Origin of the sequence: Brevibacillus centrosporus (assembly GCF_003710815.1) — a bacterium.
Lineage (GTDB): Bacteria > Bacillota > Bacilli > Brevibacillales > Brevibacillaceae > Brevibacillus > Brevibacillus centrosporus.
This window is the reverse complement of sequence record NZ_RHHP01000007.1, coordinates 45,601-71,458: the sequence shown is the minus strand read 5'-3', so window position 1 is coordinate 71,458 and position 25,858 is coordinate 45,601. Positions and strand designations below refer to the sequence as shown.

At 52.5% G+C, this 25,858-nt stretch carries 24 protein-coding genes; 4 read left to right on the top strand and 20 right to left on the bottom strand.

The window, feature by feature from the left end:
- Window positions 1-92: 92 nt before the first annotated feature.
- From EDM55_RS08445 to EDM55_RS08430, 4 genes are all read right to left on the bottom strand, one after another.
- Window positions 93-1,766 (bottom strand): b(o/a)3-type cytochrome-c oxidase subunit 1, encoded by a 1,674-nt coding sequence (locus EDM55_RS08445; protein ID WP_122960082.1) that lies wholly within the window; start codon window positions 1,764-1,766, stop codon window positions 93-95.
- 16 nt (window positions 1,767-1,782) lie between these two features.
- Entirely contained in the window at window positions 1,783-2,250 is a 468-nt protein-coding gene (locus EDM55_RS08440) for a cytochrome c oxidase subunit II (RefSeq protein WP_122925645.1), read from the bottom strand.
- A 24-nt stretch (window positions 2,251-2,274) separates the two neighbouring features.
- Complete coding sequence (locus tag EDM55_RS08435) at window positions 2,275-2,442, bottom strand: cytochrome c oxidase subunit 2A (RefSeq protein ID WP_092270656.1); 168 nt, start codon at window positions 2,440-2,442, stop codon at window positions 2,275-2,277.
- Window positions 2,443-2,800: 358 nt separating this feature from the next.
- Window positions 2,801-4,117, bottom strand: coding sequence for an MFS transporter (locus tag EDM55_RS08430; RefSeq protein ID WP_122960081.1), 1,317 nt, complete (start codon window positions 4,115-4,117; stop codon window positions 2,801-2,803).
- Window positions 4,118-4,418: 301 nt separating this feature from the next.
- On the opposite strand from EDM55_RS08430, the gene EDM55_RS08425 reads away from it, so the two are divergent.
- Window positions 4,419-6,089 carry a LytS/YhcK type 5TM receptor domain-containing protein gene (locus tag EDM55_RS08425; RefSeq protein WP_122960080.1) on the top strand — a complete coding sequence of 557 codons (1,671 nt, stop codon included), beginning with the start codon at window positions 4,419-4,421 and terminating at the stop codon, window positions 6,087-6,089.
- A gap of 16 nt (window positions 6,090-6,105) precedes the next feature.
- The gene (locus tag EDM55_RS08420; RefSeq protein WP_122960079.1) at window positions 6,106-6,870 is read left to right on the top strand and encodes a LytR/AlgR family response regulator transcription factor; all 765 of its coding nucleotides are present in this window, start codon (window positions 6,106-6,108) and stop codon (window positions 6,868-6,870) included.
- Window positions 6,871-6,951: 81 nt separating this feature from the next.
- Here the strand turns inward: EDM55_RS08420 and EDM55_RS08415 are convergent, their stop codons facing one another.
- The 8 genes from EDM55_RS08415 to EDM55_RS08380 form a co-directional block, all read right to left on the bottom strand.
- Entirely contained in the window at window positions 6,952-7,491 is a 540-nt protein-coding gene (locus EDM55_RS08415; RefSeq protein WP_122960078.1) for a hypothetical protein, read from the bottom strand.
- A 19-nt stretch (window positions 7,492-7,510) separates the two neighbouring features.
- Window positions 7,511-8,821 carry a sensor histidine kinase gene (locus EDM55_RS08410; protein ID WP_170184349.1) on the bottom strand — a complete coding sequence of 437 codons (1,311 nt, stop codon included), beginning with the start codon at window positions 8,819-8,821 and terminating at the stop codon, window positions 7,511-7,513.
- Window positions 8,814-9,509: a response regulator transcription factor gene (locus EDM55_RS08405; protein WP_092270636.1), complete on the bottom strand. Its 696-nt coding sequence runs from the start codon at window positions 9,507-9,509 to the stop codon at window positions 8,814-8,816. Before EDM55_RS08405 ends, EDM55_RS08410 begins: the two co-directional genes overlap by 8 nt.
- Window positions 9,484-10,050: a ferric reductase-like transmembrane domain-containing protein gene (locus EDM55_RS08400; RefSeq protein ID WP_092271052.1), complete on the bottom strand. Its 567-nt coding sequence runs from the start codon at window positions 10,048-10,050 to the stop codon at window positions 9,484-9,486. The genes EDM55_RS08405 and EDM55_RS08400 overlap by 26 nt, the downstream gene beginning before the upstream one ends.
- A 20-nt stretch (window positions 10,051-10,070) precedes the next feature.
- Window positions 10,071-11,060, bottom strand: a complete 990-nt coding sequence (locus EDM55_RS08395) for an FAD:protein FMN transferase (protein WP_170184350.1) — start codon at window positions 11,058-11,060, stop codon at window positions 10,071-10,073.
- 25 nt (window positions 11,061-11,085) lie between these two features.
- Window positions 11,086-11,742, bottom strand: coding sequence for a hypothetical protein (locus EDM55_RS29925; protein ID WP_141295178.1), 657 nt, complete (start codon window positions 11,740-11,742; stop codon window positions 11,086-11,088).
- A gap of 128 nt (window positions 11,743-11,870) precedes the next feature.
- On the bottom strand, window positions 11,871-12,527 hold the full coding sequence (locus EDM55_RS08385; RefSeq protein WP_092270626.1) for a response regulator transcription factor: 657 nt from the start codon (window positions 12,525-12,527) through the stop codon (window positions 11,871-11,873).
- Between the two features lie 2 nt (window positions 12,528-12,529).
- Entirely contained in the window at window positions 12,530-13,594 is a 1,065-nt protein-coding gene (locus tag EDM55_RS08380; RefSeq protein WP_122960075.1) for a sensor histidine kinase, read from the bottom strand.
- A 104-nt stretch (window positions 13,595-13,698) separates the two neighbouring features.
- Between EDM55_RS08380 and EDM55_RS08375 the strand changes: the two genes are divergently transcribed.
- Window positions 13,699-13,986: a GNAT family N-acetyltransferase gene (locus EDM55_RS08375; RefSeq protein ID WP_246070866.1), complete on the top strand. Its 288-nt coding sequence runs from the start codon at window positions 13,699-13,701 to the stop codon at window positions 13,984-13,986.
- Window positions 13,987-14,063: 77 nt separating this feature from the next.
- Window positions 14,064-15,239, top strand: a complete 1,176-nt coding sequence (locus EDM55_RS08370) for an MFS transporter (RefSeq protein ID WP_246070867.1) — start codon at window positions 14,064-14,066, stop codon at window positions 15,237-15,239.
- A 4-nt stretch (window positions 15,240-15,243) separates the two neighbouring features.
- On the opposite strand, the gene EDM55_RS08365 is transcribed toward EDM55_RS08370, so the two are convergent.
- The 8 genes from EDM55_RS08365 to EDM55_RS08325 all read right to left on the bottom strand — a co-directional run bounded on the left by EDM55_RS08365 (window position 15,244) and on the right by EDM55_RS08325 (window position 25,822).
- Window positions 15,244-15,978, bottom strand: coding sequence for a copper amine oxidase N-terminal domain-containing protein (locus tag EDM55_RS08365; protein ID WP_122960073.1), 735 nt, complete (start codon window positions 15,976-15,978; stop codon window positions 15,244-15,246).
- 86 nt (window positions 15,979-16,064) lie between these two features.
- Window positions 16,065-16,769 carry a sporulation protein YunB gene (gene yunB / locus EDM55_RS08360; protein WP_092270611.1) on the bottom strand — a complete coding sequence of 235 codons (705 nt, stop codon included), beginning with the start codon at window positions 16,767-16,769 and terminating at the stop codon, window positions 16,065-16,067.
- A 44-nt stretch (window positions 16,770-16,813) separates the two neighbouring features.
- Window positions 16,814-19,618, bottom strand: coding sequence for a calcium-translocating P-type ATPase, SERCA-type (locus EDM55_RS08355; RefSeq protein WP_092270608.1), 2,805 nt, complete (start codon window positions 19,616-19,618; stop codon window positions 16,814-16,816).
- A gap of 105 nt (window positions 19,619-19,723) precedes the next feature.
- Window positions 19,724-20,404, bottom strand: coding sequence for a sporulation membrane protein YtaF (ytaF, locus tag EDM55_RS08350; RefSeq protein WP_092270605.1), 681 nt, complete (start codon window positions 20,402-20,404; stop codon window positions 19,724-19,726).
- A gap of 401 nt (window positions 20,405-20,805) precedes the next feature.
- Window positions 20,806-21,768, bottom strand: a complete 963-nt coding sequence (locus EDM55_RS08340; RefSeq protein WP_122960071.1) for a sporulation protein — start codon at window positions 21,766-21,768, stop codon at window positions 20,806-20,808.
- A gap of 30 nt (window positions 21,769-21,798) precedes the next feature.
- Window positions 21,799-22,689 (bottom strand): arginase family protein, encoded by an 891-nt coding sequence (locus tag EDM55_RS08335; RefSeq protein ID WP_246070868.1) that lies wholly within the window; start codon window positions 22,687-22,689, stop codon window positions 21,799-21,801.
- 36 nt (window positions 22,690-22,725) lie between these two features.
- Window positions 22,726-23,481, bottom strand: coding sequence for a hypothetical protein (locus tag EDM55_RS08330; RefSeq protein ID WP_122960070.1), 756 nt, complete (start codon window positions 23,479-23,481; stop codon window positions 22,726-22,728).
- A gap of 13 nt (window positions 23,482-23,494) precedes the next feature.
- Complete coding sequence (locus EDM55_RS08325; RefSeq protein WP_122960069.1) at window positions 23,495-25,822, bottom strand: universal stress protein; 2,328 nt, start codon at window positions 25,820-25,822, stop codon at window positions 23,495-23,497.
- Window positions 25,823-25,858: the final 36 nt, after the last annotated feature.

The window sequence follows — 25,858 nt, the reverse complement described above, 5'->3', positions numbered from 1 at the left end:
AGAATTGGCTGCCCTTTACTACTAAATGCTCAACGAAAAATCCACTCGCTCTTATGAGACGAGTGGATTTTTGAGTTCCATTATTTTTTGAATCACCACGTTTTAAACGGCGGCGAGCCTGGGGCCTGATGATGAATCTGCTCCATGATCGGATAACCGTACGCCATCACGATCAGGAAAGCGACGAGTCCAATCCATACCGGCCATCTTTCCAGCAAGCGCGGTACCTGCTGCTCTTTTTCCGTTTCCCCAATCGGATACTCGGTGTAGCCTTTTGGTGCGTAGAAGGTCAGGTACACGAGGATGAGAATCAGCAGGATCGCTGCCACAAACAGCAGTCCTCCGCCAAAAGCCATCACCCGTTGATAATCCATCCAGCCCAATGCCGTCGGATGATCCATGTAGGTCGTATAGTCAGTCCGACGTGGAGCTCCCGAGAGACCCATTGTGTGCATGGCAAACGACATCAGGAACATCCCTACTGCCCAGAATACGGTTTGGACCATCCCCATCCGATTGGCCGTGCGCGTAAGAGTCCGCCCTGTCAGTACAGGGATGAGCCAGAAGCTGACCCCAAAGAATGTAAGTGCTACGGCTGCTCCCACGGTGATGTGGAAGTGCCCGGTAACCCAAATCGTATTGTGCACAACCGCATTGATCTGGTTACTTGCGTTGATAATACCGCCTGCACCGCCAGGGATAAAGAAGAGCATCCCTACAAACGGAGCGAAGAAGCGTACGTCTGTCCAGGGCAGCTTTTTCAGCCAGCCGAAGAGACCGATTCCTCCCTTTTTGCGTCCCGTGGTTTCGAAGATCGCAAACATCGAGAAGGCTGTCATGAGCGATGGGATGACGACAATCAGCGTCAATGTCACGTGAATCATTTTCCAGCCAGCCGAGATCCCTGGCTCCATCAGCTGATGGTGGAAGCCGACCGGAATCGAGAACAGCAGCAAGAGGATAAACGCGAGACGGCTGAGCGAGTCACTGAAAACATGCCCGCCGATAATCCGCGGCACACACACATACCATGCGATGTACGCCGGCATCAGCCAGAAGTAAACTAGTGGATGTCCGAAGAACCAGAACAAGGTACGACTCAGCATGATGTTGATCGTTGGCGAGATGCCCAGCGACCAAGGGATTAGCTGAAAAATAACCTCGACCGCTACGGGAAGCGTCGCGATAATCCACATCACAAACGTCGTCACTGACATGAACACAAAAAGTGGAGAGATTTTTCCAGGATTCTCTTTTTTCCATTTGCGATAGCTGGCAAAGACAGCAAAGCCTGCGAACCAGCTGCCGACGACGAGAAGCGCTGCCCCGATGTAGAAGAACGGAGATGCTTTTAGCGGCGCATAAAACGTGTACAGGACCGAAGCTTCGTTCATCAGGATCGTGACAACAGCCATCAGCGTACCGACTACCATCAGGATCCAGCCAGCCCAGCCCCACCCGAGTGCCGTTTTGTGAAGCGAACCTCCAGTTGTGCGCGCTACACCTGTCAGAAGAAAGCCAACGATGAAAAACGTCGTAAAAATAAGTGCCATCAGCACACCGTGGGCCGTCAAGATCTGATAGTAATTCGTCCAGCTGGGAAGCTCCATGATCCCGCCGCGCACCATGCCCTGCACCATACCAGCAATCGCTGCAAGCCCAAAGGCAATGTACGCCACCCAGATATACGACAATCCGAGACGTGCTGCCGGACGGGCAACAGTAGAAGGCAGTCTATCTGTATCAACCTTTCGTGCGATTACCATGTAAAATCACCTCGCTCTATTTCACGATGATCGTCGTCGCCATCACCTGATGACCGGCGCCGCAATATTCGTTGCAAATGATCAAGTACTCACCTGGCTTGTCAAAGGTGTATGTCGCCGAGTTGATATGTCCCGGCATGACCATGAAATTGACGTTCGTACCAGGAATCTGGAAGCCGTGGATCACATCTGGACTCGTCACGTGAAAATTAACCGTCGAGCCTACCGGAACTTCCATTTTGGTCGGCGAAAAGCCAAAAGCAAAGGCCGTCATGTAGGCGTCGTATTCTTTATCTCCTACCTGCTTCAAGCCTGGTTTATCAAAAGGCGGTGTCTCTGCTACCTTCTTCGGATCAATCATTTCCATATTGCTGGGCGGAGCCATCCCCATCGCAAATGCGTTCACGCACAGCAGCAGGATAAACAAGGCCAGCCCACCTGCTCCCAGCATCAACCAAATTTTTTCAAACCGATGCAAATGCATACGTACCCTCCTTCGCTTCCCCTCTTATGCACGCTCTAGGAAAAGGCCAAAAACACCAAACCAACTGAGGAGAATGATTCCTCCGACGATCAGCACAGCGGCAAACGTACCCTTGAGATTTTCCTGTTCTGTCTGCGGGCCCGTCTGCTTGTGACCCTTCTTTTTTTCCGGGCTGTTTGTCTGCGTCTCCATCGTGCTCTCCTCCTTTCTTTGTGCCTTTCATGGCGTCGTTCCTTTACGCCTTCATTCTATCCCGTGGCAGAGGCAGAAGTAATTCGGGGAAATCCCCTAAAGTGGGGAGAAAACACCCTGATATTATCCAGTTTCTGTCACAGGTTTGACACAGCAAAAAGACCAGCCCACAAGCATGGCGGCTGGTCTTCCTTCGACTCCCGGGAGAACTTCAATGAGAAAACTTGGCTCCTGCAAGCCTTTTGGCTGAATCTTCGTTGCAGAACGAAAAACCGCCAGCCCGGCACGTTGGCGTGTGCACGAAGCTGGCGGTTCCTAACTGTTTTGATGACGAACGAAATGCTTTCCGAATCTTACGTTACGCTGTATGCTTGCCTTCGAGCTCAGCCTCGATCTTGGAAGTCTTCGAGGATTCACCCATGCGCCAGTAGACGACGAGGCTCAAGGCAACACAAGCGGCTACATAGTAGTAGAAGAGGGACTCGACCCCGATACTCTTGAACCAAAGTGCGATGAACTCCGCTGTACCTCCGAAGATCGCTACGGTCACCCCATACGGGAAGCCGACACCCAGTGCGCGGATTTCCGTTGGGAACAGCTCGGCTTTTACGATCGCGTTGATCGATGTATAGCCTGTGACGATGATGAGACCGATCAGCATCAAAAGGAAAGCCATGTACGGGCTTTTGGTCTGCTCCATGAGCAGGAACAGTGGAACGGTAAACAGTGTTCCCAAAACCCCGAAGCCAATCAGCAGTGGGCGTCGGCCAATCCGGTCGGACAGCGCGCCAGCAATCGGCTGCAGGATGACGAATACGAGCAAGGCGACAAAGTTAATCCAGCTGACTTCCTCTTTCGGCAGTCCTACTGTATTCACCATGAATTTTTGCAAATAAGTCGTGTATGTGTTGAAAGCGATGGTTCCCCCGAGAGTCAGACCGACTACTGCCATGACTGCCTTCGGATGCTTCATCAGCTCTTTGAGGGTACCAGCCTTGTCCCGGCTTTTCGTCCCCATTTTCTCAAACTGATCGGACTCGTCCATGCTACGGCGCAGCCACAGGACAGCCAATGCCCCCAAGGCTCCGATCACGAAAGGAATGCGCCAGCCCCATGTATGCATAGCATCTTCGCTCAAGATTTGCTGCAAAATAATCTGTACACCCAGCGCAACCAGCTGACCACTGATCAGTGTAACGTACTGGAAGCTGGAGTAGAAGCCGCGGCGACCTTTGTCAGCCATCTCGGACAGATAGGTTGCGGAAGTTCCATACTCTCCACCGAGCGACAGCCCTTGGAGCAAACGAGCCAAAACGAGAATGATAGGAGCAAATACGCCAATCGTTTCGTAGCCCGGCGTACAGGCAATGACCAGAGATCCGCCGGCCATGATGGTCACAGACAGTGTCAGCGCTGCACGGCGGCCGTGACGGTCAGCGTAGCGTCCTAGGAGCAAGCTCCCGATCGGACGCATCAAAAATCCGATAGCAAATACTGCTGCTGTGTTCAAGAGCTGGCTGGTCGGGTCTCCTTTCGGGAAAAACTGGGACGAAAAATAGACCGCAAAAGCTGCATAGGCATACCAGTCGTACCATTCGATCAGGTTTCCGAGTGAGCCTTTAAAGATGTTGCTTGTGATACGCCGTGACTTTTCGCGTTCGCTCAATTGAGCCATTGTTGTACCCTCCTCTTGTTTGCTTCGAACCTTCTGCGCCGGAGATATTGAAACCGCTTGCAAATGAAACAATACCTTTGCATGTGCAAGAGGGGCATCATTTGCTTTGAAAGGGATTTCATTTTCCCCCGAAACGGATTCGAATAATCTGAACTGTCCTTATTTTAGATCGATCATTTTCCCGGTATCTATCAACTCGTCCCGAGTGGTCAAAAACGGCAGCTGACCTGCCAATAATCCCATTTGAATGGCGTTGATTAATATTCCTGATCGAGCTACTCTTTACCATAAGGGGGCTATTATGACTTTCACCATGCTACTGAGACTGCTGGAAAACATATCCGGGATCGCGGTGATCTCCCTCATCATCGGCCAGCTGGATTATTTTCGAAACATTGTGTACGGAAAAAACGACTGGAAGCGGATCGTGATCCTCTCCACGCTGTTTGGCTTCCTATCTGTGATTGGAACGGAGCACGGCATCCGCATCAATGATGCTCTCGCGAATACACGCATTGTCGGAGCGGTTGTGGGAGGATTGATCGGGGGACCCGTGGTCGGCTTGATCGCAGGTATCATAGGAGGTATTCATCGCTATTCGATCGGGGGCTTTACCGCTGCCGCCTGTGCCATCTCGACCGTTATGGCAGGCGTCTTCGGAGGAATGGTCAGCAACAAAATCAATCTGTTTCGCTTGAAATGGCAGCATATCGTGCTGGTCGGCCTGGTCGCCGAGCTGATTCAAAAAGTGATGGTGCTGCTCATCGCAAGACCGTTTTCGGCGGCACTCGAGCTGGAAATGAAAATCGCTATTCCCACGACACTCGTGACCGTTATCGGACTGTTGATCTTCACGCGTATCTTTTTGAATATGAAAATGATGCAGGACCAGTCTGGCGCTTTGGGTGCCAATCTGGCGCTGTCCATCGCGAGTCAGACTCTGCCGCACCTGCGGACAGGACTTACTGTCTCCTCTGCGGGAAAAACGGCCGAAATCATCCGTGAAATTGCCATGGTCGACGCTGTTGCGATTACAGACCGGGAGAAGCTTTTGGCCGCGAAAGGCGCCGTTTTGGAAAACTATGTGCAAAAAGAGACGCTTTGCGTACAAGTAGCGGAATCTGTTTTGACGCAAAATGCATTGGTGTGCCTGGACAAAAATCCATCCACTCCCCGCTCGCTTCGTCTAAAGTCGGTGATCGCCGCGCCTTTGTACCATCAAAATCAACCGATTGGGACACTGCAATTTTACTTGAAAAGCGCTTCCTTCCAATCGTCCCAGACCAGCCAGAAATTGCTGGACGGCTTGGCCAATCTCTTGTCCGTCCAAATCGAGCTGGCCGAAATCGAGCATCAGTCCAAGATGCGGCAGCAAGCGGAGGTAAATGCCCTGCAGGCGCAAATCAACCCGCATTTTTTGTTTAATACGCTGGGCACGATCAGCTCTTATTGTCGGACAAACCCTGAACAGGCGAGAAGCTTGATCGGCAATTTGAGCGACATCTTCCGGCGCAATCTGAAAAGCAAAGGCAATTATCACAGCTTGCAGGAAGAGCTGGACGGGATTACGTCTTATCTGGAAATCGAGAAGGTCCGATTCGCCAACCGCCTGAAGGTGAACATGGAAATAGATGAAGCCCTACTCGATCGAAGGCTGCCGATCCTGACGCTGCAGCCAATCATCGAGAACGCCATTCACCACGGCCTGTTCCCCAAAATCAGCGACTGCGTCCTCACGATACGTGTAGAGGAGTCCGGTCATGACGTAAAAATCAGCATCGAAGACAACGGGGTGGGAATCAGCGAAGAGCGCCTGGCTGAGATTTGGAATCATCAATCGCGGGGAATCGGCTTGTCCAATGTTCATCAGCGGCTGCAATCCATCTATGGAAAAGAGTACGGTCTGCAAATCCAGAGCACGCCTGGCGACGGAACGATCGTTTCTTTTGCCGCCCCGTTAACTGCTTCTTGAAAGGATGTGCATCCGTATGTTCTTGAAAACGATGATTATCGATGACGAGCCTGCTATTTGTTCCGAATTGGAATATTTGCTGAAAAAGTATATCGATATCGATGTGATTTCCATCCATTACAATCCGATTGATGCCCTTCCCCATATTGTCAATTCGGAGCCTGACCTTCTCTTTCTCGATATTCAAATGCCCGGGATGAGCGGCCTGGAATTTGCTCAAAAGTTGAGTCAGCTGTCGCGGCCACCGCTCATCGTTTTTTCGACCGCGTTTCATGAGCACGCACTGGAAGCCTTTTCGACTCCTGCTGTTGGCTATCTCACCAAACCGATCTTGGAGTCGCAGCTGGATGATGCGATCAAAAAAGTGAAGAGCCTTTTGCATAAACCGGACGGATACGAGCGCACGCCCACATCGGGTGACCATGCTGGGCTGGGTGCAATTCTGGACGAGCAGGTCTGTATCCGCAAAAACAACAAGATCATCCCAGTCCCTGTCAGCAGCATTTATTTCGCCTTTGTCCGGGAGCGAGACTTGTTTATTGCGACGAAGGACACCGTCGAAAAATGGGACCGTTCCTTAAATGAACTCGAAGTTATTTTAAACCGCTCTGGTCATTTTTTCAGAAGTCACCGAAACTATATTTTGAATCTGCGTCAGATCAAAGAAATCATTCCCTGGTTCAACAACACGTATTTGATCAAGATGAACGACAACAGCCAGACCGAAATTCCCGTCAGCAGAGGGAAGACGAAGTTGTTTCGCAGCATGATGAATCTGTAAAGACAATTGCGCAAACCAAAACGGAGCGATAGTCTGGCCTTCTTGCCGCTTTCGCTCCGTTTTAAACTCTACCTATATCATTTATAGAAAAGCATGTAGGAAAAAAAGAACGGCAAACGCAATTCCTGAACGCATATGCCACTTCTTGTCCAGCTTCCGGTACCTCAAAAGCCCAGATATTGGAACGGGAATCAGCACACAGACGGCAAGAATTCCGCTCACATTCTCAAAATTAAGCTCAATTCCGTACAGAAAGGCTCCGACAACATGCAAAACGATTAACGACAGTGCCACCAGGGCGGCAGGCGTATGCCAGCGGCGAGCCAGGCGCTTTGCTTTTACCAGCCATTGCTTCACTTGGTTCCACCGGTCCACTAGACCCTTCTCAAACAGAAACAGGATTGCGTAATGGGCGAGAACGACGAAGAGCGCAAGCCTTGCCATTGAACCGTAATCCTTAAAGACCGATTTAAACGCCCGCGTGTGAGTGGTGTCTCCTGGATACTGATAGAGCTGCCAGCTTCCCCAAAACACGATGAAAATAGCCAGTACGAGGGCTGTGTATACCAAGGTTCGTTCTGTCTTATTTGAGATCCAATACTGTTTTGCTTGGCGTGTCATGATCAAAATCACCTCTTGGCTAACTCGATAGGATTGGAAGGACAACACTAAACAGGGTTCCTTGTTCTTTGGAACTGCTAACGCTGATTTGTCCTTTGTGCATTTTTACAATTTGGGCTGCAATCGATAGTCCGAGTCCGGTCCCTTCCACTTCCCTCGAACGCGCCTTGTCCGCGCGGTAGAAACGCTCGAATACGTACGGCAAATCTTCCTTGGGAATGCCGTTGCCGTAGTCGCGAACCGAGCATACTACCCGGTTTGTCCCATCCAGTACCGCGTCTACGACTACCTCGCTCCCCTCTTCGCTGTACTTTACGGCGTTATCGAGCAAAATGTAGAACAGCTGACGGATGGAATCTCCGTCTCCCATTAGGTAGACTCCTTCGAGAGCGGCTCGATTAACGATCTTTACCTTTTTCGCAGATGCCTTGATTTGCATCCGTTCGGCCACCTCGCGAATCAGTCCGTACAATCCCACTTTTTGGAAATGGCGTTTTTGATTGGCCTCGACATCACTTCTGGCCAATGTCAGAAGATCATCCGCGAGCCTGCGCATTCGGTGAATCTCGTCCAACATGCTTTGCAGCACCGTTTGGTGAAAGGCCGGCAGCGACTCCTTTTTTTCCTGCAAAATTTCGGCGGATGACAAAATGACACTCAGCGGTGTGCGCAATTCGTGCGAAGCATCCGTTGTGAAATCTATTTGCCTTTTATAGGACTGATTGATCGGAATCATCGCACGTCCTGAAAACCAGTAGCCGACCAGCGCCGCTCCCCCCAGCAAAAGAATTCCGGTTACAATCAACGTCCATCTCATTTGATGCAGAAGCTGCTCCATGCGGGAAACGTCTTCTGCAAGATAGAGCTGGGCGTCGTCTTCCGCGAAGAAGGGCCGGTAGACGGCAAAGATTTTATTTTCTCCCGCAGCTGTTACGGAGATATGCGCGATCCTCCCAGCGGTTGGCTCATGTTCCAAAATCGCTTTTTGAATAGCCGATGCTAGCTGGCTGTCATGCTCAGCATTCAGTTTGAAAAGCTGCTGCTCTTTTGTCACGAGCATGAATAGCTGGTTAGGCTGCAGGAAATCGAAGTCCATCCTCCTCTCAACGATAAGCCCCTCTTCCTCCGAGCTCTGGGGAAGGAGCTTTCTCTCCCTCGATTCCTTCCACTCATGAATGGCTTTTTCTCCGATTGCTTCCAGCTGTGCCTGCTCATTGCGAAGCATGATCGCAAAGAGCGTCCAATAGAAACCGACAAACACCACCAGCAATATCAAAGCCAGCATCCCGCTGTACATGAGGGTCAAACGTTTCCTCGTCTGCTCAAACACGCTCGTGTTCCTCCGCTTCATAGAGACGATATCCGACACCTCTGACATTATGAATCAGCTTTTGCGCAAACCCGTCGTCCACCTTTTTCCTTAGCAGCTTGATCGCTGCGTCGACAGCATTAGGCGTGATCATTGCGTCTAGCCCCCACACGTAATTGATGATTTGCTCCCGCGTGAGGACCTTTTCCGGATGGCGCAGGAAGAACTCCAGCAGTTGGAACTCTTTTTTGGTTAAGTTAAGCAGCTTTTCGTCTCGCCATACCTCATGTGACTGTCTGTACAGCCTGATTCCCGCGTATTCGCAGCTCTGCTCCTGATTCTGAGCTACAGGTATTCGCCTCGAAAGCGCATGAATACGGGCGAACAGCTCTTCAAAAGCAAATGGCTTCACCAGGTAATCATCTGCTCCTCGCGTAAGTCCGGTCACGCGATCATCGATGGCATCTCGTGCGGTCAGCATCAGAATGGGGGTCCAGTCATGGCTTGCACGGATTTCCTCACAGAGCACAAGACCGCTTTTTTTGGGCATCATCCAGTCCAAAATGTACAGATCATAGTGGGTCTGCCTTAGGTACTCCATAGCGAGCTCGGCGTCTGCCACCCATTCGACTGTATGATAGTCCTGACTTAATTTGTATTGAATTAATGGACCCAGCTTAGGATCATCTTCTACCAGCAGAATGTGCAAGGCTGCGCTTCCCTCCTAGAAAGGCTCTGGCAATCAAGAGAATCGAGACAACAGCAAACGTGACGACGTAGGATAAAAAAATCCATCCCTCTTTGGTGTCCGTGCCTCCTCCGATTCCGTGAGCAAGCGCCAATACAAAAGTCGGATAAGAGGCAAAATGAATGACTCGCCATACTTTTCGGTGCAGTTTATTTCGCAGATCGGTTGTCAAAATAATGATTGCCATACCGTATGCCGCAAGCGTTCCCAGCCCATTTACGACAGGGGAATGCGAAGCGGCAAATGGCAGCAGGATTTCATACCACGAAAAAGGCATGTACGTATCAATCACTAGCAGCATAGCATGAAAAACGCCTATAAACATACCGGAAACCGATACTGCTCCGTGTAGCCTGTAAAGTTTTCCCTTTGTCTTAGGAGTCCATCCCGGGAAGCTGTAGCTAATGCCAAGGACAACACCCGCAAAGAGCAAATAATACGAGAGCAACCCGAAAAATCGAATCATCTCCCAGGTAGGCAGCTGCAAGATCCATTCTGTCATGTAACATGCACTCCTTTCTCCTAATTGGCCGCCTCATGTATAAAATCGACATGCTCCGTCTCCCATCTTTCCTTTTCCTGCTGATGTCGTCGGAGTAAATGAAGGTCTCCTGTCTTCGAAACAATCAGTGCTTCCATGCGTGGGCATTTGGCTTGCAGCAGCGCAAGTCCACGCTCCAGCCCCAACAGACAAATAACCTTCGCCCAACTTTCACAGGAGATGAGACTGTCCCCAACGATGCTGCATTGGACGACATCGCTCCTGCCAGGACGCATGGTGCGAGGATCAATCAGATGATGCTGGACGCCATGTTTTATATGGTTCCATCTTCTTCCGTAAACGCTGGAGGTGGCCACTGCCCCGTCTCTCAAGGAAACCAACGCCAGCTCCTCCTCTGGATGCCACGGGCTGGAGATACCGATGTTCCATGGCTCTTGTGCGCTGCTTCCTCCCCATACCTGCACATCTCCACCTGCGTTGACCAATCCACGTCTGACCCCATATGTGAGCTTGAGCTTATCACCCAATTTTTCGGCTGACCATCCTTTGACAATCCCGCCCAGATCAAGGCGTGTGCCGGTATGAAGCTGCACCGCTTTCATCCCAGGATGGATCGTCATGGAATAAGCGCCAAAGCTTGGCCCGCCTGACGTCACCGCATCTGCCTGTTTCACGATGTCATAGGATTGGCTGTAGCCTGCAGCATGAAGCGCATCGTACACGAATGGACTGAATATGCCTTCTGTTTGAATATGAAATGTGTCTGCCAGGGACAGCACCTCCACCATTGCTCCCGATACTAGCGTCAGACTTCCACTACGGCGATTTAGATAGGAAAGCTCACTGTCCGGGATAAACCGGCTAAAACGCTGTTCAACCACTTGGAACCACTTGTCTACGATCTTCTCCAGCGAGGTGCTCTTCCGAAGAGCCTGGCGTTCCCAGACGGCTTCGATATCGGTATTCATGGCCCGAGAGCGATAGACATGCAAGGGTACCTCTAGTTGCATCAAGACCCTCTCCTTCGGCAGCCATTCACGATCGGCGGCTTTTTGTATGTGACTTTTTCTTCTTGGCAGCCTTGGTCTCCGTTTTCGTAGATGGGCTTTCTTCTGGTTGGGGCTCCGCTTCCATGCTGGTTTCCTTGCTCGCATCCACCGACGCTGCTGTACTTTCTGCAGGTGGAGTCTCCTGTGATTGTGATGGTTGTGATGGTTGTGATGGTTGTAGTTGTGGCTCTGACTTCACCGCAGGAGCAGGCGTTTTGGCAGCAGGGGATGGTGCCGCTGACTCTGCTTTTGGAGCTACACTGGAGGATGTCTTCTGGCTCTTCGGCGGTTTGGATGTTACCGTCTGCTTCGAAGAGCCTGTGCTCTTTTGCGTATGAGCGGAAGTGACCGAATCATGCCCTGCTGGCTTCTGAACCGCTGTCTGCATGGACACTGCGGGTACAGTCGGGAGAGCGGATGGCTTGTCATCCGCATCGGAGTGGTCATCCTCGTCATCGACCGGCATCATTTCCGATGATGCCTGTTCAGTCTCTTCGGAGTCGTAGGAATCCTCATTTTCTTGTGCTGCTTGTACTGCTTTCCCAAACGCTGGGTCTGCCTTCACCACCTGGAAGAGAACGGCCAGAGAGACCATCAGGCAGCCTCCCACTTTCCATTTCGTCCATTTCGATTGTTTCCCCATTTATTTCCTACCGCCCTTTCTCTTCCTTTCTCCCCCCCATCATAGCGAGTGCATCCTGAAAAAATACTGAAATTCGGAAACGGAAAAACCCGGGTATCATATCCCGGGTCTGGTCTGTACGATGCCTGCTATTCAAAATCGAGCCACCCTTTTTTAATCGCGTACCGAACCAAATCCGGCCGCGTACGCAGGTGCAGCTTTTCCATGATATGTGCCTTATGCGATTCAACCGTTTTCACGGATACAGTCAGCTGCTCGGCAATTTCCTTGTTGCTGAAGCCCTTGGCGATCAGCACGAGCACTTCCTTTTCCCGCTCGGTGAGAATTTCGTATTTCGCCTGTTCCTCGCCGCTTTTCACCATCTGCAAAAATTCCTCAATCAACGATTTCGTCGCAGAAGGATACAGGTACGCCATTCCCTTCTGAACGGAGCGGATCGCGGCAATAAGATCCACGTCCGGAGCGCTTTTGAGGATATAGCCTGCCGCACCCGCCTGCAAGACGCGGAACAAATACTCCTCATCATCATGCATGGTCAGGACGAGAACCTGGATGTCCGGTGCCGTCCCCTTCAGTCTGGCGGTTGCCGTCAAACCGTTTTCCCCCGGGGGCATGCTCAGGTCCATCAGCACGACATCCGGGTGGAGCTCTCCGGCTTTCTCGCACGCTTCCTTTCCATCTGCTGCATACCCTACGACTTCCATATCCTCCTGGGCGTTGATCAGCATCCCCAGCCCTGAACGGACGATGGCGTGATCATCAGCGATCAGCACGCGAATAGCCATGTTTACGTCTCCTCCTTTGAAACCGGAATGCGCACGATGACAGTCGTACCCTCGTCAGGAGCTGACCGGATATCCACTGTACCTCCTAGCAGCTGTGCCCGTTCCTTCATACCGAAAATACCCAAGCCCTTGCCCGTATGCAAAGCCTTCTCTACCTCAAAGCCGACGCCATCATCTACGATCGTCACCACAACTTCTTTTTCTCTGTCCTCAAACACGATCCCCAGCTGACTTGCCTTTGCGTATTTGGCCGTGTTGGTCATTGCCTCCTGAACGATGCGGTAGAGAGCCGTTTCCATCGCTGCTGAATAGCGCCGGCGCTCTCCCTGAACATGGAGCTCCACCTGGATGTCAAAGCTTTTCTCTACCCTCTTCATCAACGAGCGCAAGGCTGGCAAAAGCCCCAAGTCATCCAGCGCGGAGGGACGCAGCTCTAGTGCCATCCGCTTGACCTCTTCCATCGCCTTGGAAGTCATCTGCAAAAGATCATTCACATGCTGCCGGATCGGGTCACTCAAATGTCCTTGTCCAACGACGTTCAATCCTACCAAAATGCTGTAAAGAGCCTGACCAACCCCATCGTGCAGCTCGCGAGCAATACGCTTGCGCTCTTCCTCCTGCGCAGCAATCGCGTAGTTCGTCAGCTTGTGCTGGTAACGCTCTTTTTCTGTGCGCTGCTGGGCAGACATGTCCCGGATCACCATCACCAGCTCGCCGTTTGCGCCATCAGGCAATCTCGCAGAGCTCGCTGTTACGGGATAGTCCCTGCCGTCACGAGTTCGCAGGCGCATCTCAAAGGATGGCATCTGCACCTGCTTGAAGAAGCAATCGGCACAGGACGTCTCTTCCATGCAAGTCGCCATCCCCAGACAAAGCTCACAAATATGTTTGATCCCGACCAATTCTTTCTCGGTCCAGCCTGTCATTTGCTCTAGTGCGGCATTGACCGCTGCGATCAACCCGTCGCGGTCTACCACCAGGATGGCATCGCTGACGTTCGCAAAGATGGACTGCATCAGCGAAAACATTTCACTGGACGTATCCAGGTCTTCTCTCCACGTACTCATGCGCTCCTCCTCGTAAGACAATCTCCATACCGCTATTGTAGAGTTTACGGGCAAGAAAGTGTATCGGGGAATTCCCTTAACCTCAGGCTGGACTAGTATGGCTATTGACTCTTTATCTATTTTGGTGCGACGGACATCCGTGGCTTGGATTGATCATGATCGACAGCCGGGCACAAGGAAGAGGCTACGCCAAAGAGTTTCTCGATTGCCTGACCGCTTGGTATCGGGAAAACGGCTATCATTCTCTTCATCTCGCTGTCTTAGAAAAGAATCAGGCTGTCATACCATTTTATGAAGCGTATGGATTTACTACCTACGAGGAGCGTGTCTCAGAGAAGCTTGGCCGCGTCTTTTGCATGGCCTATCCCCTTGATCCCTCCACGCAGGTGTAGGCACCCCCTTTCCATCTCTCCATATAACTGATAGAAGCATCTATTTTGCACGGCTCAGTCAGGAGGAATGGGATGTCGTGAAGAACGCTGCCGTCTGGTTGATTACAGGCGCCGTTACCTTGTTCATCGTAGGGACTGATGTCTTTATTGTTTCACCTTTGCTGCCATCCATCGCCGAGGAATTTGCCGTGACACCCGCCGTTGCTGGCTGGCTTGTGACGGCCATGTCTACCATGTACGCCTGTGGTTCTCCTTTGATGGGCGTTTTGTTTGACCGTTATTCAAACCGCCGGCGCCTCCTGCTATGGGGAGGACTGACCCTATTTTGTCTCGCCAACCTGTGGACCGGCTTTACCCATTCTTTTGGCATGCTGCTCATCAGCAGGGCTGTGGCTGGATTGGCACTGGCAGCAATCGCCCCCTGTGTCTATGCGTTCGTCAGTGATTTGGCTCCTGCTAACCGTAGAGCAGCTTGGTTGTCCGTCGTGGTCTCTGGCAATCTGACGGGCCTTTGGGCAGGGACGCCGATCGGCACCTTGATCGCTGACCAGCTCGGCTGGCGTATTACCTTTTGGCTCATCGCCGCTGTCAGCTTTTTGCTTGCCTGGATCAACCTCGCCATTTGGCCGCAGCGAAATCACACAGGAGCATCCAGGCAAAGCTCGGCTCCCTCTGTCGCTTTGATGTTTCGCTCCGTCCTCGTCACCGTTTACTGGGCAGCAGCCATGTACGGTGTCTACACCTATCTAGGTACGGCACTGACGGAGGATGTCGGCTTTCGTCCCTCTCAGATCGCAGCTTCTCTCATCGCGTATGGGGTCGGAGCCATGCTCGGCAGCCTGAACGGCGGAAGCCTGTCCGACAAATGGGGGGCTAAGGCGATTTCTTCTGCCAGTCTGCTGACTTTGACCGCCTGTCTCGTCAGTGTAGGGCTGTTCTACCAGCAGGGAATCTGGCTTTTTGTCTTACTGTTCCTCTGGGCATTTGTAGGCTATGCCTTTGTTCCTTCGTATCAATCCCGTTTGGCACGGGAATACCCTGACCACCTCGGAAGAATCATGGCATGGAACATCACAGGCATGTACATCGGGATGACGATTGGCTCGTATGTAGGCGGCCCTGTGTATCAGACGTGGGGCTTCACCGTGCTCGCCTGTCTTTGTGCTGGAGTGGCTCTCATCGCCGGTCTGTGCAGTCTGCGTCCCGCTCCACGACAAAAAGAAACGGAACAGCCTGTGCCGTTCCGTTTCTAATTCCTTATTCTACGACGATTTTCTCAGCGACACCGATTGGCGGCAGGCTGCGAGTCAGTTTTGGACCATAGTAAGCAAATACGTTCATGTCTGCTTTCAGATCCTCTGGCGTAAGCGTTTTGTTGTCTTTCGCGCTCACGATTTTGGTATCCTCATTGATAATCAGCGCTACTTTTTCAGGAGCATTCTCTGTCAGAGCGCGTCCTTCTACCACCATTTTGTAGGTGCCTTCCTGGTCTTTATCGATGCTTACCACTTTACCGGCTGTACCCAGTACCTCAGGGGTTTCCAGGCTGCTTTTTACCACGATGGTCACTGCACCGGATTGCGGCGGCATACTCATCGCCATGAATTTTTGGTGAGTTGCTTCCACTTCCATCCCCAGCTTCAGATCCTCTGGCTTCAGCTCTTTGCCGTCAGCTGTTGTGATTTTTGTATCTTTATCCACGTGCAGGATGATTCCTGTCTCATATCCGTTCAACTGGAAGGATACGCGGCCATCCTCGCTTTTATTGAGGGTCGTGATAGTTCCGGTACGGACTGGAGCCACGTCGGATTCCTCGTCTACCACGGTTACGGCATCGTCGGTACCTTTATCAAAAATCGCTGCCTGTTCGATATGCTCTCCATTTACGTTAACGGAAAGTTCCTTTACTGGTTCGGAGGTTGCCGATACCACGTTTGTTCCCAAAACGGCCAGAGCCGCCAACGTCATCATGCCTGTACGTATTGTTTTCATGCTGTTTTCTCCCCCAATGTTTTTCCTACTGTGTAGTGTCTCTATAACTTGGACGACAGCATGCAACAAACGTTTCAAAATAATTTTTACGGCTGGGGCTGGATGATCTGTCCGCTGCGCGGCATCGGCACATCGGGCTTGCCTGACGGATTGTTGTAAAGATAGGTCGGAACCTTGCCGACAATCAACGCTTCGGTGATGGGAATCTGGGTAGTCACCGTCTGCTGATCGGTTGCGAACGGGATAATGACCCGCAGATCGACTTCTACGTAAATGTAGACGGTAACCAGCACCATGTTGATGCCCGCTTGCTTCATCCCGGTTTCCAGCCAGGTCTTGACTGCTCCGATGGGAACAAACGAGATCGGCACCTCAGGACCTAGATGCTCGAGAAATGCGTTTCTCGTCGCTACACCTAGCGGAACGGACATCTTGACGTTTTCGCTCTCAAATTCCTTTAGTCTGTTTTGAATCCGAGCAGTCGTCTCTCCAACAATGCGGGAATACTCCCGAAAGTTGAAATTAACGGCTTTGATATTCCCCGCCTGATCCTTTTCCATAAGCACGACCTGATTGAAATCCAGTCCTTGCTGGCTGAGCCTTTTGGTAATCGCGTCTGTAATAGCCAGCTTAGCCACTTGGTCGGCTTTCGCCTGGGCGATCAGCATCAGCGTAGGTTCAATCTGCTTTTCTGCCAACAGAAACAGTACGAATAATCCGATGATGGTGAACAAAGTCGTAGCCAGTATTCTCCTGCCCCGTCTTCGCCACCCGCCTGTTTTCTTACGCACGCTCCCAACCCTCTTTTCTGCTTCACGGCGAGAAGCCGCTTCGGTTAGTCAGGACGCACGGTACGCATGGACGAGCGTTTTTGCTTGCTGGTCTTTGGTCTGCCGCTTGCCAGAACTCCCCCGATTCCCGCCACAAAGGTAGGAACTCCAGAAGTGACCAGGATCAGTGCCCAATCGCGGAAGGACAGGTCCGTTGTTTTGAAAATCGGCTGCAGCGCATCGATGTAGACGACCCCGAGAACGAGCACCAGCGAAGAAATAACCGCCCAGACCAGATACTTGTTTTCAAACACATTGCGGTGAAAGACGCTGTACTGGCTGCGGCAGTCAAATACGTGAATAAGCTGAGCCATGACCAACGTGACGAAAGCAACTGTTTGGGCATGCACCAGATTGTTTGGATCCTCGCGCAGCGTCAGCCAGAAGGCAAGGAGCGTCATCGCCCCGATCAGGAAGCCACGGCTGATGATTTTCCATCCGAGTCCTCTGCTAAAGATGTTTTCCGCTTTATTCCGCGGGCGCTGGTACATCGTATCGGCCTCTGCCTGATCGACGCCCAGTGCCATAGCGGGCAAGCCATCTGTAACGAGGTTGACCCACAGAATCTGAATCGGCACCATCGGCAACGGCAGGCCTAACAGCATCGCGAAAAACATGACGAGGATCTCACCCACGTTGGAAGCCAGCAGGTAGCGAATGAATTTGCGGATGTTGTCGTAGATGTTGCGCCCTTCCTCTACAGCTGCGACGATCGTCGCGAAGTTGTCGTCACGCAGCACGAGCGCGGCAGCTTCCTTCGTGACATCGGTACCCGTAATCCCCATGGCAATGCCGATGTCCGACGTTTTTATTGCAGGTGCATCGTTCACTCCGTCTCCCGTCATCGCCACGACATGCCCTTTGCTCTGCAGGGCGCGTACGATGCGCAGCTTGTGTTCCGGCGACACGCGTGCATAGACCGAGACTCTCTCTACGTATTCGGACAGCTGAGCGTCGGACAAATTATCCAGGTCACGCCCCTCCAGCACCTCACCATAGCCTCTTACCAGACCGATTTGTTTGGCGATCGCCTCAGCCGTCACTTTATGGTCACCGGTAATCATGACGGTTTTGATTCCCGCCTGGTGGCACAGATTGATCGCCGGGCGAACTTCGTCGCGAGGCGGGTCGATCATACCTGCTACCCCGACAAACACGAGGTTATTTTCCACTGAGCCGATAGGCTGACCGGGACGGTAGCCCTGCATGGTCTTATAGGCAAAGGCCAAGACGCGCAATGCTTTCCCCGCCATGAGCTCTGTTTGCTCCAGGACTTGGTGGCGTATCGTCGCCGAGAGCGGCTGCAGCTCACCTTTCCACAGGATGTGCGTGGAACGTGCCAATACAGCTTCCACCGCACCTTTGGTAAGCAGAGAATGCACGCCGTCCGAGCCTTTCTCCACGACAGACATCATTTTCCGATCGGAATCAAACGGCAGCTCCTCTACGCGCACCGATTGGTGACCCATCTTCCCCCGATCGACAGTCCCGTTTTGTCCTTTTGCCGCGAGTACCTTGAGTGCTCCTTCTGTCGGGTCCCCCACAACATGCCAAAAGCGTGTCGTTTTTCCCATCCCCAGCAAATTGCGTGTGCTCTGTTCTTCGCAGGTCAGACGTGCGTTGTTGCATCGCTCTGCAATCCGAAGTATCTGGTTAAGCGCGCCATCACGAGTAGGAGAAACAGCTTTGCCCTGTAGCAAAAAGGAGCCCTCCGGCGCATAGCCGCTGCCGCTTATTTCATACAAGGTATTGCTGTGCCAAACCTGCGTGACGGTCATCTTGTTCTGTGTGAGGGTCCCTGTCTTATCCGAGCAAATGACAGAAGCGCAGCCGAGTGTCTCCACCGAGGGCAGCTTGCGCACGATCGCATTGCGGCGAATCATTCGCTGTACACCCAGCGCCAGCGCAACCGTCACAATCGCAGGGAGCCCTTCCGGAATCGCGGCAACCGCCAAGCTTACCCCGGCGAGGAACATCGTAAACAGCTCATGGCCATGCCACACCCCTGCCCCGATCACGACAATGGTGAGCAGCACCGCTACGACGACGAGAATCTTGCCCATTTGCTCCAAACGCAGCTGGAGAGGTGTCTCTGCTTCCTCTGCGGTGTTCATCAGGTGGGCGATTTTCCCGATTTCTGTACCCATGCCCGTGGCAACTACGATGCCACTCCCCGTTCCCCCCGTCACCATCGTTCCCATAAAGGCCAAGTTTTTCTGATCGCCAAGCGGCACTTGGGCTGCAGCTGTAACCTCCAGTCGCTTAATTGATTTGCTGACGGGCACCGATTCCCCGGTCAGTGCCGATTCCTCGATCTCCAGACGATTGGCCGCGAGCAGGCGCATATCTGCAGGCACGCGGTCTCCAGCTTCGAGCAATACCAAATCCCCCGGTACTAGACGTGAGGCAGGAATCATCGCCAGGTGCCCTTCCCGCATCACCCTCGCCATTGGCGAAGCCAGCTCTTTCAACGCTTGCAGGGACCGCTCCGCCCGCGCCTCCTGTATAAAACCGAGAATCCCGTTGATGATGATAATGGCGATGATCGTGATGGCGTCCAGGTACTCCCCGAGAAAGTAAGAAATCAACGTGGCAATGAACAGGATGAGTACCATAAAATCCTTAAATTGATCGAGAAAGACTGTATAGAGAGGCTTGCGCTTGTTTTCAGCCAACTGGTTGGCACCTTGCTTTGCCAGTCGCCGCTCCGCCTCCTGCTGAGTCAATCCCTGCGCCGCATCGCTGTGAAGGGCTTCGGTCACGTCTGTCGCCGCCAGCGTGTACCATTTTCGAATTGGCTGTGTATCCACCTACATCTCCTCCATCCACTTCTCACTCCTTCTGATATGTATGCAGACGAGCCACAAAATAAAACAACCCGTCCCTTGTGCTTGGGACGGGCAGATGAATTTACGCTATTTAAAACTTTTCGCAACCCCAATGCAGATCAAAAGAATCGGCGGCAGCCAGGTCAGCTTGGAAATCCATTTGCTTTGCCCGGCACGACGCCCCAGTGTCAGACCAATCTGCAGCAATAGTGCGCTCATCACGGCAATGCAGAGAGCGACCACCAAAGGAGAATAGCCGAGAAAGGTCAGGCTAATCCCCGCTCCAAAGGCATCCAGCGACAGCGCCAACCCGAGCATAACGGCTTCCCAGCCCATGATATGACCCGAACGGTCAGTATCCGCCTGGGCCGGATCGCGAAGAATCTGAATCATTACGCCAAATACGCGAAATTGCGAGAGCACCTTCCACTCGGGCTCTCCCTCTTTTTCCACGAGCGCTACATCCACTTTTGAGCTCTGCTCCTCCTCGGCGGTAGAGCGGGGAGAAACAAGCCTCCAAAGCGTAAATAGCCCCATCACAATCAAAACAGCCGCCCCGATTTGCTTTCCGATCTCCGGAGTCAGCCAATACGTCAGGGACGAACCAACCATCATGACACCATAAACAACGACAAACGAACAACCCGACACGACAATAAGCGACAGGAACGGCATTCTCATATTGCGCAGCCCATACGTCAACCCTACACTGACACTGTCCATACTGATGGCCAGGGAAACGAGCAGGAGCGAGAGCCATCCGCTCATATATGGTCACCTCTTTCTCGTTGCCTATTAGGTATACGCTGTTGGCCTATCCTATGTGCTTGGAAAACGGAGAAAAAAACTGCGGTTCGTAGGGCCACGTGCGCGGGGGGCATTTCTGCACGGCTCCATTTAAAAGAGGAACCGCGTCCAAAAGCAGCCGTCTCCTGGAGCGTACGCACGTTGGACGCAAAAAAATGTTCCTCTTTTTTCATTGCACCTCGGCTGTGTCCCTAAGACCTCCGTTTTTTTCTCCGTTTTCCTTGGCGGCGTTTTTGAAAGTGGATTCAGCGGGAAAAATCCAATTCAAAGAAGTATTGACCGGCAAACCCGAGCCACCTACAAAAAAGCCACCCCCTGCCTCATCATAGGCAAGTGATGGCTTTTCCTATTCGTGTCTATTCTTACAGTTCTTCGTCAAATCCACCGAAGTCGAAACCGCCGTCGTCGCCTTCGTCTCCGCCCATGTCATCCTCCGAAGCCATTTCCTCGTCACCGAACATCATTTCATTGAGCAGCATTCCTCCGAGGAAGCCTGCTGCCATACCGCCGATCATGCCGCCCATTCCGCTGCCGCGGTGACTGTGATGGCCGTATTGGCCTTGGCGGTAGGCTGCCATGGATACGTACGGGATTACGCTTGGGTTGTTCGCGTATTCACGAATGGTCTCCAGCAGGAAACGGGAGAGCTCTTCTTCCTGCCCTGGCTGAAGCAGTCCTTGTGGGACCACGATTTCCGCTTTGTACTCCACCTCGCGTCTCAAGAAGCCTGTAGCGAGGTCCAGCTCGACCAGCAGCTTCAGCTCACCTGGCGCCGAGAAGAAGATGACCTCCAGCTCCTTCAGCGGCATCCCTAGCTGGGTAGCCGGGAAAAAGGAAAACTCCTGGCCATATGGGGTCAGCTTTCCGGAGTCCTGCTTTTGGCGCAAATCGAGACGCTCTAAGGCTTGCAGGACGCTTTCTACCGGTTCAGGCGGGAGCACCTGGATGAAGTCCATATCCGTCGGGTCCAGCGCCATCTCTACATCCAGCTTCGTATGCAGGAAATATTGAATGGACGGCGTGGACATAGCCAAACCTTCCGGCAATTCAAAAGCAAAAGGGATCTCCTGAACAGCAGGTTTTGGCTGAACCGTGAAATTGCTTCGTACCGGGTACAGTTGAACGGCCTTCCGCACTTCCTGTCCCTTTACATAGGCCTTCATCATCAGTACCGCGCTCAGATCGCTAATGCTCTGCTCGACATTGCCGCCTTCAATTCGCACGACACCCGTCATTGTTTCCCCGAGGCGATACCCGGAACGATCCAGCTGCAAATCTACCTTTGCTGCTCCAACACCCAATTTAGCCATCAGCTTTTTCAGCATAAAGCTTCTCCTCCACTCATAAGTAATCACTTATATCTTTAGTGTATCAGAAGAAGCTGCTCTCGCGCGAGTAGACAATACATTCGCCAGCAAATGAACAAGTCTTTCAGCCTGTTCTCCTGTCGTGTCTCGCAACGCAGAAAACTCCGTTACTTCGAGGCCCACTACCCGTCGATCTTGCACCACCGCTGTCACCAAGCGTTCTGCCTCTGCCAGAGATAGTCCGACTTTGCTCGGTGCGTACGCGGCAGCCATCGCTTCTTCGTCCATTACATCTACGTCGAAATGGACAAGCAGTTTCGCATCTGCCGGAATTTTCTCCAAAACGGTGCGGACCCGATCCAGCAAATCAACCGAGCGAAGCTGGGCAAGTGTAACGATTTCTACGCCGTAGTTCTGCACGGGCTGCTCCTGGCAGCCAATCACCGTCATTCGCTCTGCCGTCCAGCCAGTATCCGCGATCCACATTTCACGGCCCTGCAGCAAAAACCAGAGTCCCATGCCCGCAGCCCCGATGCAGCGAGTCGCAGTGGGACGAACCGCATCGAAATGGCCGTCGATCACCAGCAGGTATGCTTTTTCTCCATACAACTGGCTGAAGGCTGCCGCTGTGCCTACGATCGTACTGCAATCTCCCCCGAGCAGAAGGGCAAAATCCTCACCCTTCAACCAGCTGCGTGCCTCTTCTGTGAGCAAGTCCCACAGCATGCGCGGAGCAGGCCAATTGCGAACCGGCGGAATATTGTGCCGTGGCAAATAATCTGGAAGCTTCAGATTTCCTGCATCCTGTACTTCCAGCCCCAGCCCTTGCATCTTTTCCACCAGACCAGCCTTTCGCAGTGCGTCTGGCGCAAGCTCCGTCCCCGAAACATACGCTCCAGCAAAATGAGGTATCCCCACCACGTTTACTTTTATCGCCAATCCCTCCTGATTACTGCTGTAAATGCCATCAGTATATCACAGCTTGCCATCCAAAAACTGGATTAACTCACTGACGGATGGACGCAGCCAGCGATCAGGAAAATTCGTCGCTTCTCCTTGGAGCAATTGACAGGCCAAAGCGTTGGGATGCACATCGCCGCTCAGAAAATAAACCTGTTGGGCGGGGATGGGCAGTGCAGCAATCGTTTCTACACATTTGCCCACATACGCCTGCAGCGCCTCCCGGTACGCAGGTGCCGTGAGCGCCGTGCCCGTCCACACCTCGATTCCCGTCAATTCTTTGGCATGTGCGGCATCCAGACTCTTCGAAAGGGAGCAGACGACAAACAGCAGCCGTTCAGGAGCCAGCTGAAACCGTTTTTGGTATTGCTTCACAAATCTTGCGATAGTCGCATTCCAAGAGTGGGTATCGTAGCTGCCCAAATCCGGAATACATTTGAGCACAGCCACGATCTCTTTATCCTTTTTGGCAAATAGCAACCCTTCCATAGCGTAAAACTCGTAGTCGGGCAGCCTCTGTGAGAGAAACACTCCAACCTTTTCGTGAATGACACGAGAAATACGCTGGGAGGACTTTCGCTTCAGCTTTTGCCTCACACGGATCTCTTCCTCATTCAAGTAAACCCGGGTCAGTAAAGCAAACAGTTGCTTTTCTGTACAGGGCTCTGACTGCTCTAAGCTCTGATGTCCATGACCCTCTAAGAACGTATCCAGCTGTCTAAAGGCGTCCGCCATCCTTTGCTCCCATCGTTCTTCCTTCTCTCCACCCATTTGTAATCCTCCCTTATCCGATGTCGGGTGTATGATCAGCTACGACCAGCACATCCATGTGGCGAACTTCCCGCAGCAGCCGCAGAATCACGGATCCTTCCCGAATTTCTTTCCACCTCGTCCTCGCTGATTGTCCGATCACGGCTTGAGTTGCTTGCCTCGCGTTCATCTGGCTGACGAGCTGGGTAAAGACCTTGCGCCGACTGACCGCTCTCCCTTGTTCAAAGGTCCCGCCGAGCCTCTCTGTCAGCTTCTTCAGCTTTTCCAGCTGCTGCCCCTCCTCCGCAGTCAAGGGCTCATGGTCCTGCACATAGGCGACAAACCACTTGGCCTTTAAGCGATAAGCGATGCGAAACCCCCTCCGTATCAGACGTTCGCTGTCTGCACGCAAATTGACACAGACAAAAATGACTTCCTGCTGCCGCCACGGTCCGCGAAGTGTCCGCCTCTCCCAAGCCTCCAGACGCTCATCCACATCGTCCGCCACTTCGCGCAAAGCCAGCTCGCGCAAGGCGATCAAGTTCCCTGTTTTAAAAAAGTGATTTAGGGACTGCTCTACCTTTTCCATTGCGTAAATGTTTCCCTCACGCATCCTCTGACGCAAAGCTTTAGGGGAAATATCGATCAGCTCTACCTCTTCCGCCTGGTGGAGAATGTGATCGGGTACCGTTTCCCGCACACGGATGCCCGTGATCTGTTCCACACTGTCATTCAGGCTCTCCAGGTGCTGGATATTCATCGTGGATATTACAGAAACACCCGCCGACAAAATTTTCTCCACATCCTGATGGCGTTTTTCGTTGATGCTGCCCTGCACGTTGGTATGGGCAAGCTCATCGACCAGCACCACTTCCGGATTTCGGCGAATGATGGCATCCGTGTCCATCTCCTCGAGCACGACATTTTTGTACGGAATTTGTTTACGGGCGATGGTAGGGAGGGCACCTACCTGCTCGAGCGTTTCCTTTCTTCCGTGGGTCTCCAACAGGCCGATCACTACATCAATACCTTTTCTCGCCAGCTCGTTTCCTTCCCGAAGCATCGTGTACGTCTTTCCCACTCCCGGCGCGGCACCCACGTAAACCTTCAGTGTCCCTCGCCGAATTTTCCCGATTTCCTGCTCGACCTCTTCTTCAGACAAACGCCGATACGGATTTGGCTTCACGACGCTTCTTTTCGTCGGCAATACCCGCTCGCCATCCCGCTCTGATCGGTCCGCCACAATTAAGATGTCGATGTTCCTCGTCTTCCGCAAAATCCTGTGGACGACAGAGCCATACCATACTTCTTCCCATCGCGTTCGCTTGGACTGTCCCATCACAATACGCGTAACGTTGTTGTCCATCGCGTAGGCGACCAGCTCATTCGCCACTTCCATATTCCGCTGCAAAGGGCGCTCCTCGAATACTCCCCCTACTTTTTCGACCAGCTTTCCGATGGAACGTCGAAAAGTTGCCTCTTCCTTCGTCAGCTTTTTCGCCGGTGACCGAAAGCAAACGACCAAGAGCTCTCCGCCGAGCCGCTTGGCCACCTGTTGGCCTCTTCTGACCAGAATCGATCCATTCCAATGATACTGGGCGGACACCAGCACACGCTCTGTTGCTCCCGAGGCACCAACCATTCCGTGCTTTTCCCGATAGTCCTCCAAGTCCTCGTTGACTCCATTGGCGACAAATCGCAAGGCAAGCTCCCTCAAGACGTGCAAATTGTCTCGCCGAAACAGGAGATTAGGTGTTTGCGCAGCCTCAATGTTCCCCTCCTCCAGCCGCTTCAGCATGGATTCAGGCGTCACATCCAAAAGCTTTACTTCGTCTGCCAGAGCGAGGGTGTCTTCTGGTACGCACTGGTCAATCCGTACCTCTGCCTTGGTCAAGCGTTCCGCCAGCTCCTTCATGCCAGCCAACTCGTAAACATTGACGGTGGCGATCACGCTGATATTGCGATTCAGTAAATACAGTACATCGTCCAGACGAGTCTGTCTGGGAGCATCCGCACGATTACGATGAGCGAGCCCGTCAACAAGTACGACCTCTGGATCACGAGCTACGATGGCGGCTACGTCCAGATCGCATTTTTCTTCGCTCTGTGCGATCCAGGAAATCGCCGGTACTTTCTCCAGCCCCTCGAGCTGCTCAGCCAGTTTCGGACGCGTGGCTGTCCCCAGCATACCGACCACCACATCGATCCCCTTCTTTTTCAAGCTCTGTCCTTCCATCAGCAAATGATAGGTCTTGCCGGAACCACTCACGGCCCCGAGGATGATTTTCAGCCTTCCTCGATGCATGTTGGAAATGGACTGCAGGATTTCTTCAGGGGACTTTCTCCGAAACTGCTCAGCCATGCGCACGCTCTCCTTTGTTTACGTAGAGAAATGATG

Excerpts from the sequence above, each read along its gene's own strand:
- EDM55_RS08365 (WP_122960073.1), bottom strand. The coding sequence starts at position 15,978 with ATGAAAACAATACGTACAGGCATGATGACGTTGGCGGCTCTGGCCGTT.
- EDM55_RS08435 (WP_092270656.1), bottom strand. The coding sequence starts at position 2,442 with ATGGAGACGCAGACAAACAGCCCGGAAAAAAAGAAGGGTCACAAGCAG.
- EDM55_RS08445 (WP_122960082.1), bottom strand. The coding sequence starts at position 1,766 with ATGGTAATCGCACGAAAGGTTGATACAGATAGACTGCCTTCTACTGTT.
- EDM55_RS29925 (WP_141295178.1), bottom strand. The coding sequence starts at position 11,742 with ATGGGGAAACAATCGAAATGGACGAAATGGAAAGTGGGAGGCTGCCTG.
- EDM55_RS08380 (WP_122960075.1), bottom strand. The coding sequence starts at position 13,594 with ATGAGTACGTGGAGAGAAGACCTGGATACGTCCAGTGAAATGTTTTCG.
- EDM55_RS08420 (WP_122960079.1), top strand. The coding sequence starts at position 6,106 with ATGTTCTTGAAAACGATGATTATCGATGACGAGCCTGCTATTTGTTCC.
- EDM55_RS08430 (WP_122960081.1), bottom strand. The coding sequence starts at position 4,117 with ATGGCTCAATTGAGCGAACGCGAAAAGTCACGGCGTATCACAAGCAAC.
- EDM55_RS08325 (WP_122960069.1), bottom strand. The coding sequence starts at position 25,822 with ATGGCTGAGCAGTTTCGGAGAAAGTCCCCTGAAGAAATCCTGCAGTCC.
- EDM55_RS08395 (WP_170184350.1), bottom strand. The coding sequence starts at position 11,060 with ATGCAACTAGAGGTACCCTTGCATGTCTATCGCTCTCGGGCCATGAAT.
- EDM55_RS08385 (WP_092270626.1), bottom strand. The coding sequence starts at position 12,527 with ATGGCTATTCGCGTGCTGATCGCTGATGATCACGCCATCGTCCGTTCA.
- EDM55_RS08400 (WP_092271052.1), bottom strand. The coding sequence starts at position 10,050 with ATGACAGAATGGATCTTGCAGCTGCCTACCTGGGAGATGATTCGATTT.
- ytaF (WP_092270605.1), bottom strand. The coding sequence starts at position 20,404 with ATGAGCGGATGGCTCTCGCTCCTGCTCGTTTCCCTGGCCATCAGTATG.
- EDM55_RS08440 (WP_122925645.1), bottom strand. The coding sequence starts at position 2,250 with ATGCATTTGCATCGGTTTGAAAAAATTTGGTTGATGCTGGGAGCAGGT.
- EDM55_RS08425 (WP_122960080.1), top strand. The coding sequence starts at position 4,419 with ATGACTTTCACCATGCTACTGAGACTGCTGGAAAACATATCCGGGATC.
- EDM55_RS08415 (WP_122960078.1), bottom strand. The coding sequence starts at position 7,491 with ATGACACGCCAAGCAAAACAGTATTGGATCTCAAATAAGACAGAACGA.
- EDM55_RS08330 (WP_122960070.1), bottom strand. The coding sequence starts at position 23,481 with ATGGGTGGAGAGAAGGAAGAACGATGGGAGCAAAGGATGGCGGACGCC.
- EDM55_RS08340 (WP_122960071.1), bottom strand. The coding sequence starts at position 21,768 with ATGCTGAAAAAGCTGATGGCTAAATTGGGTGTTGGAGCAGCAAAGGTA.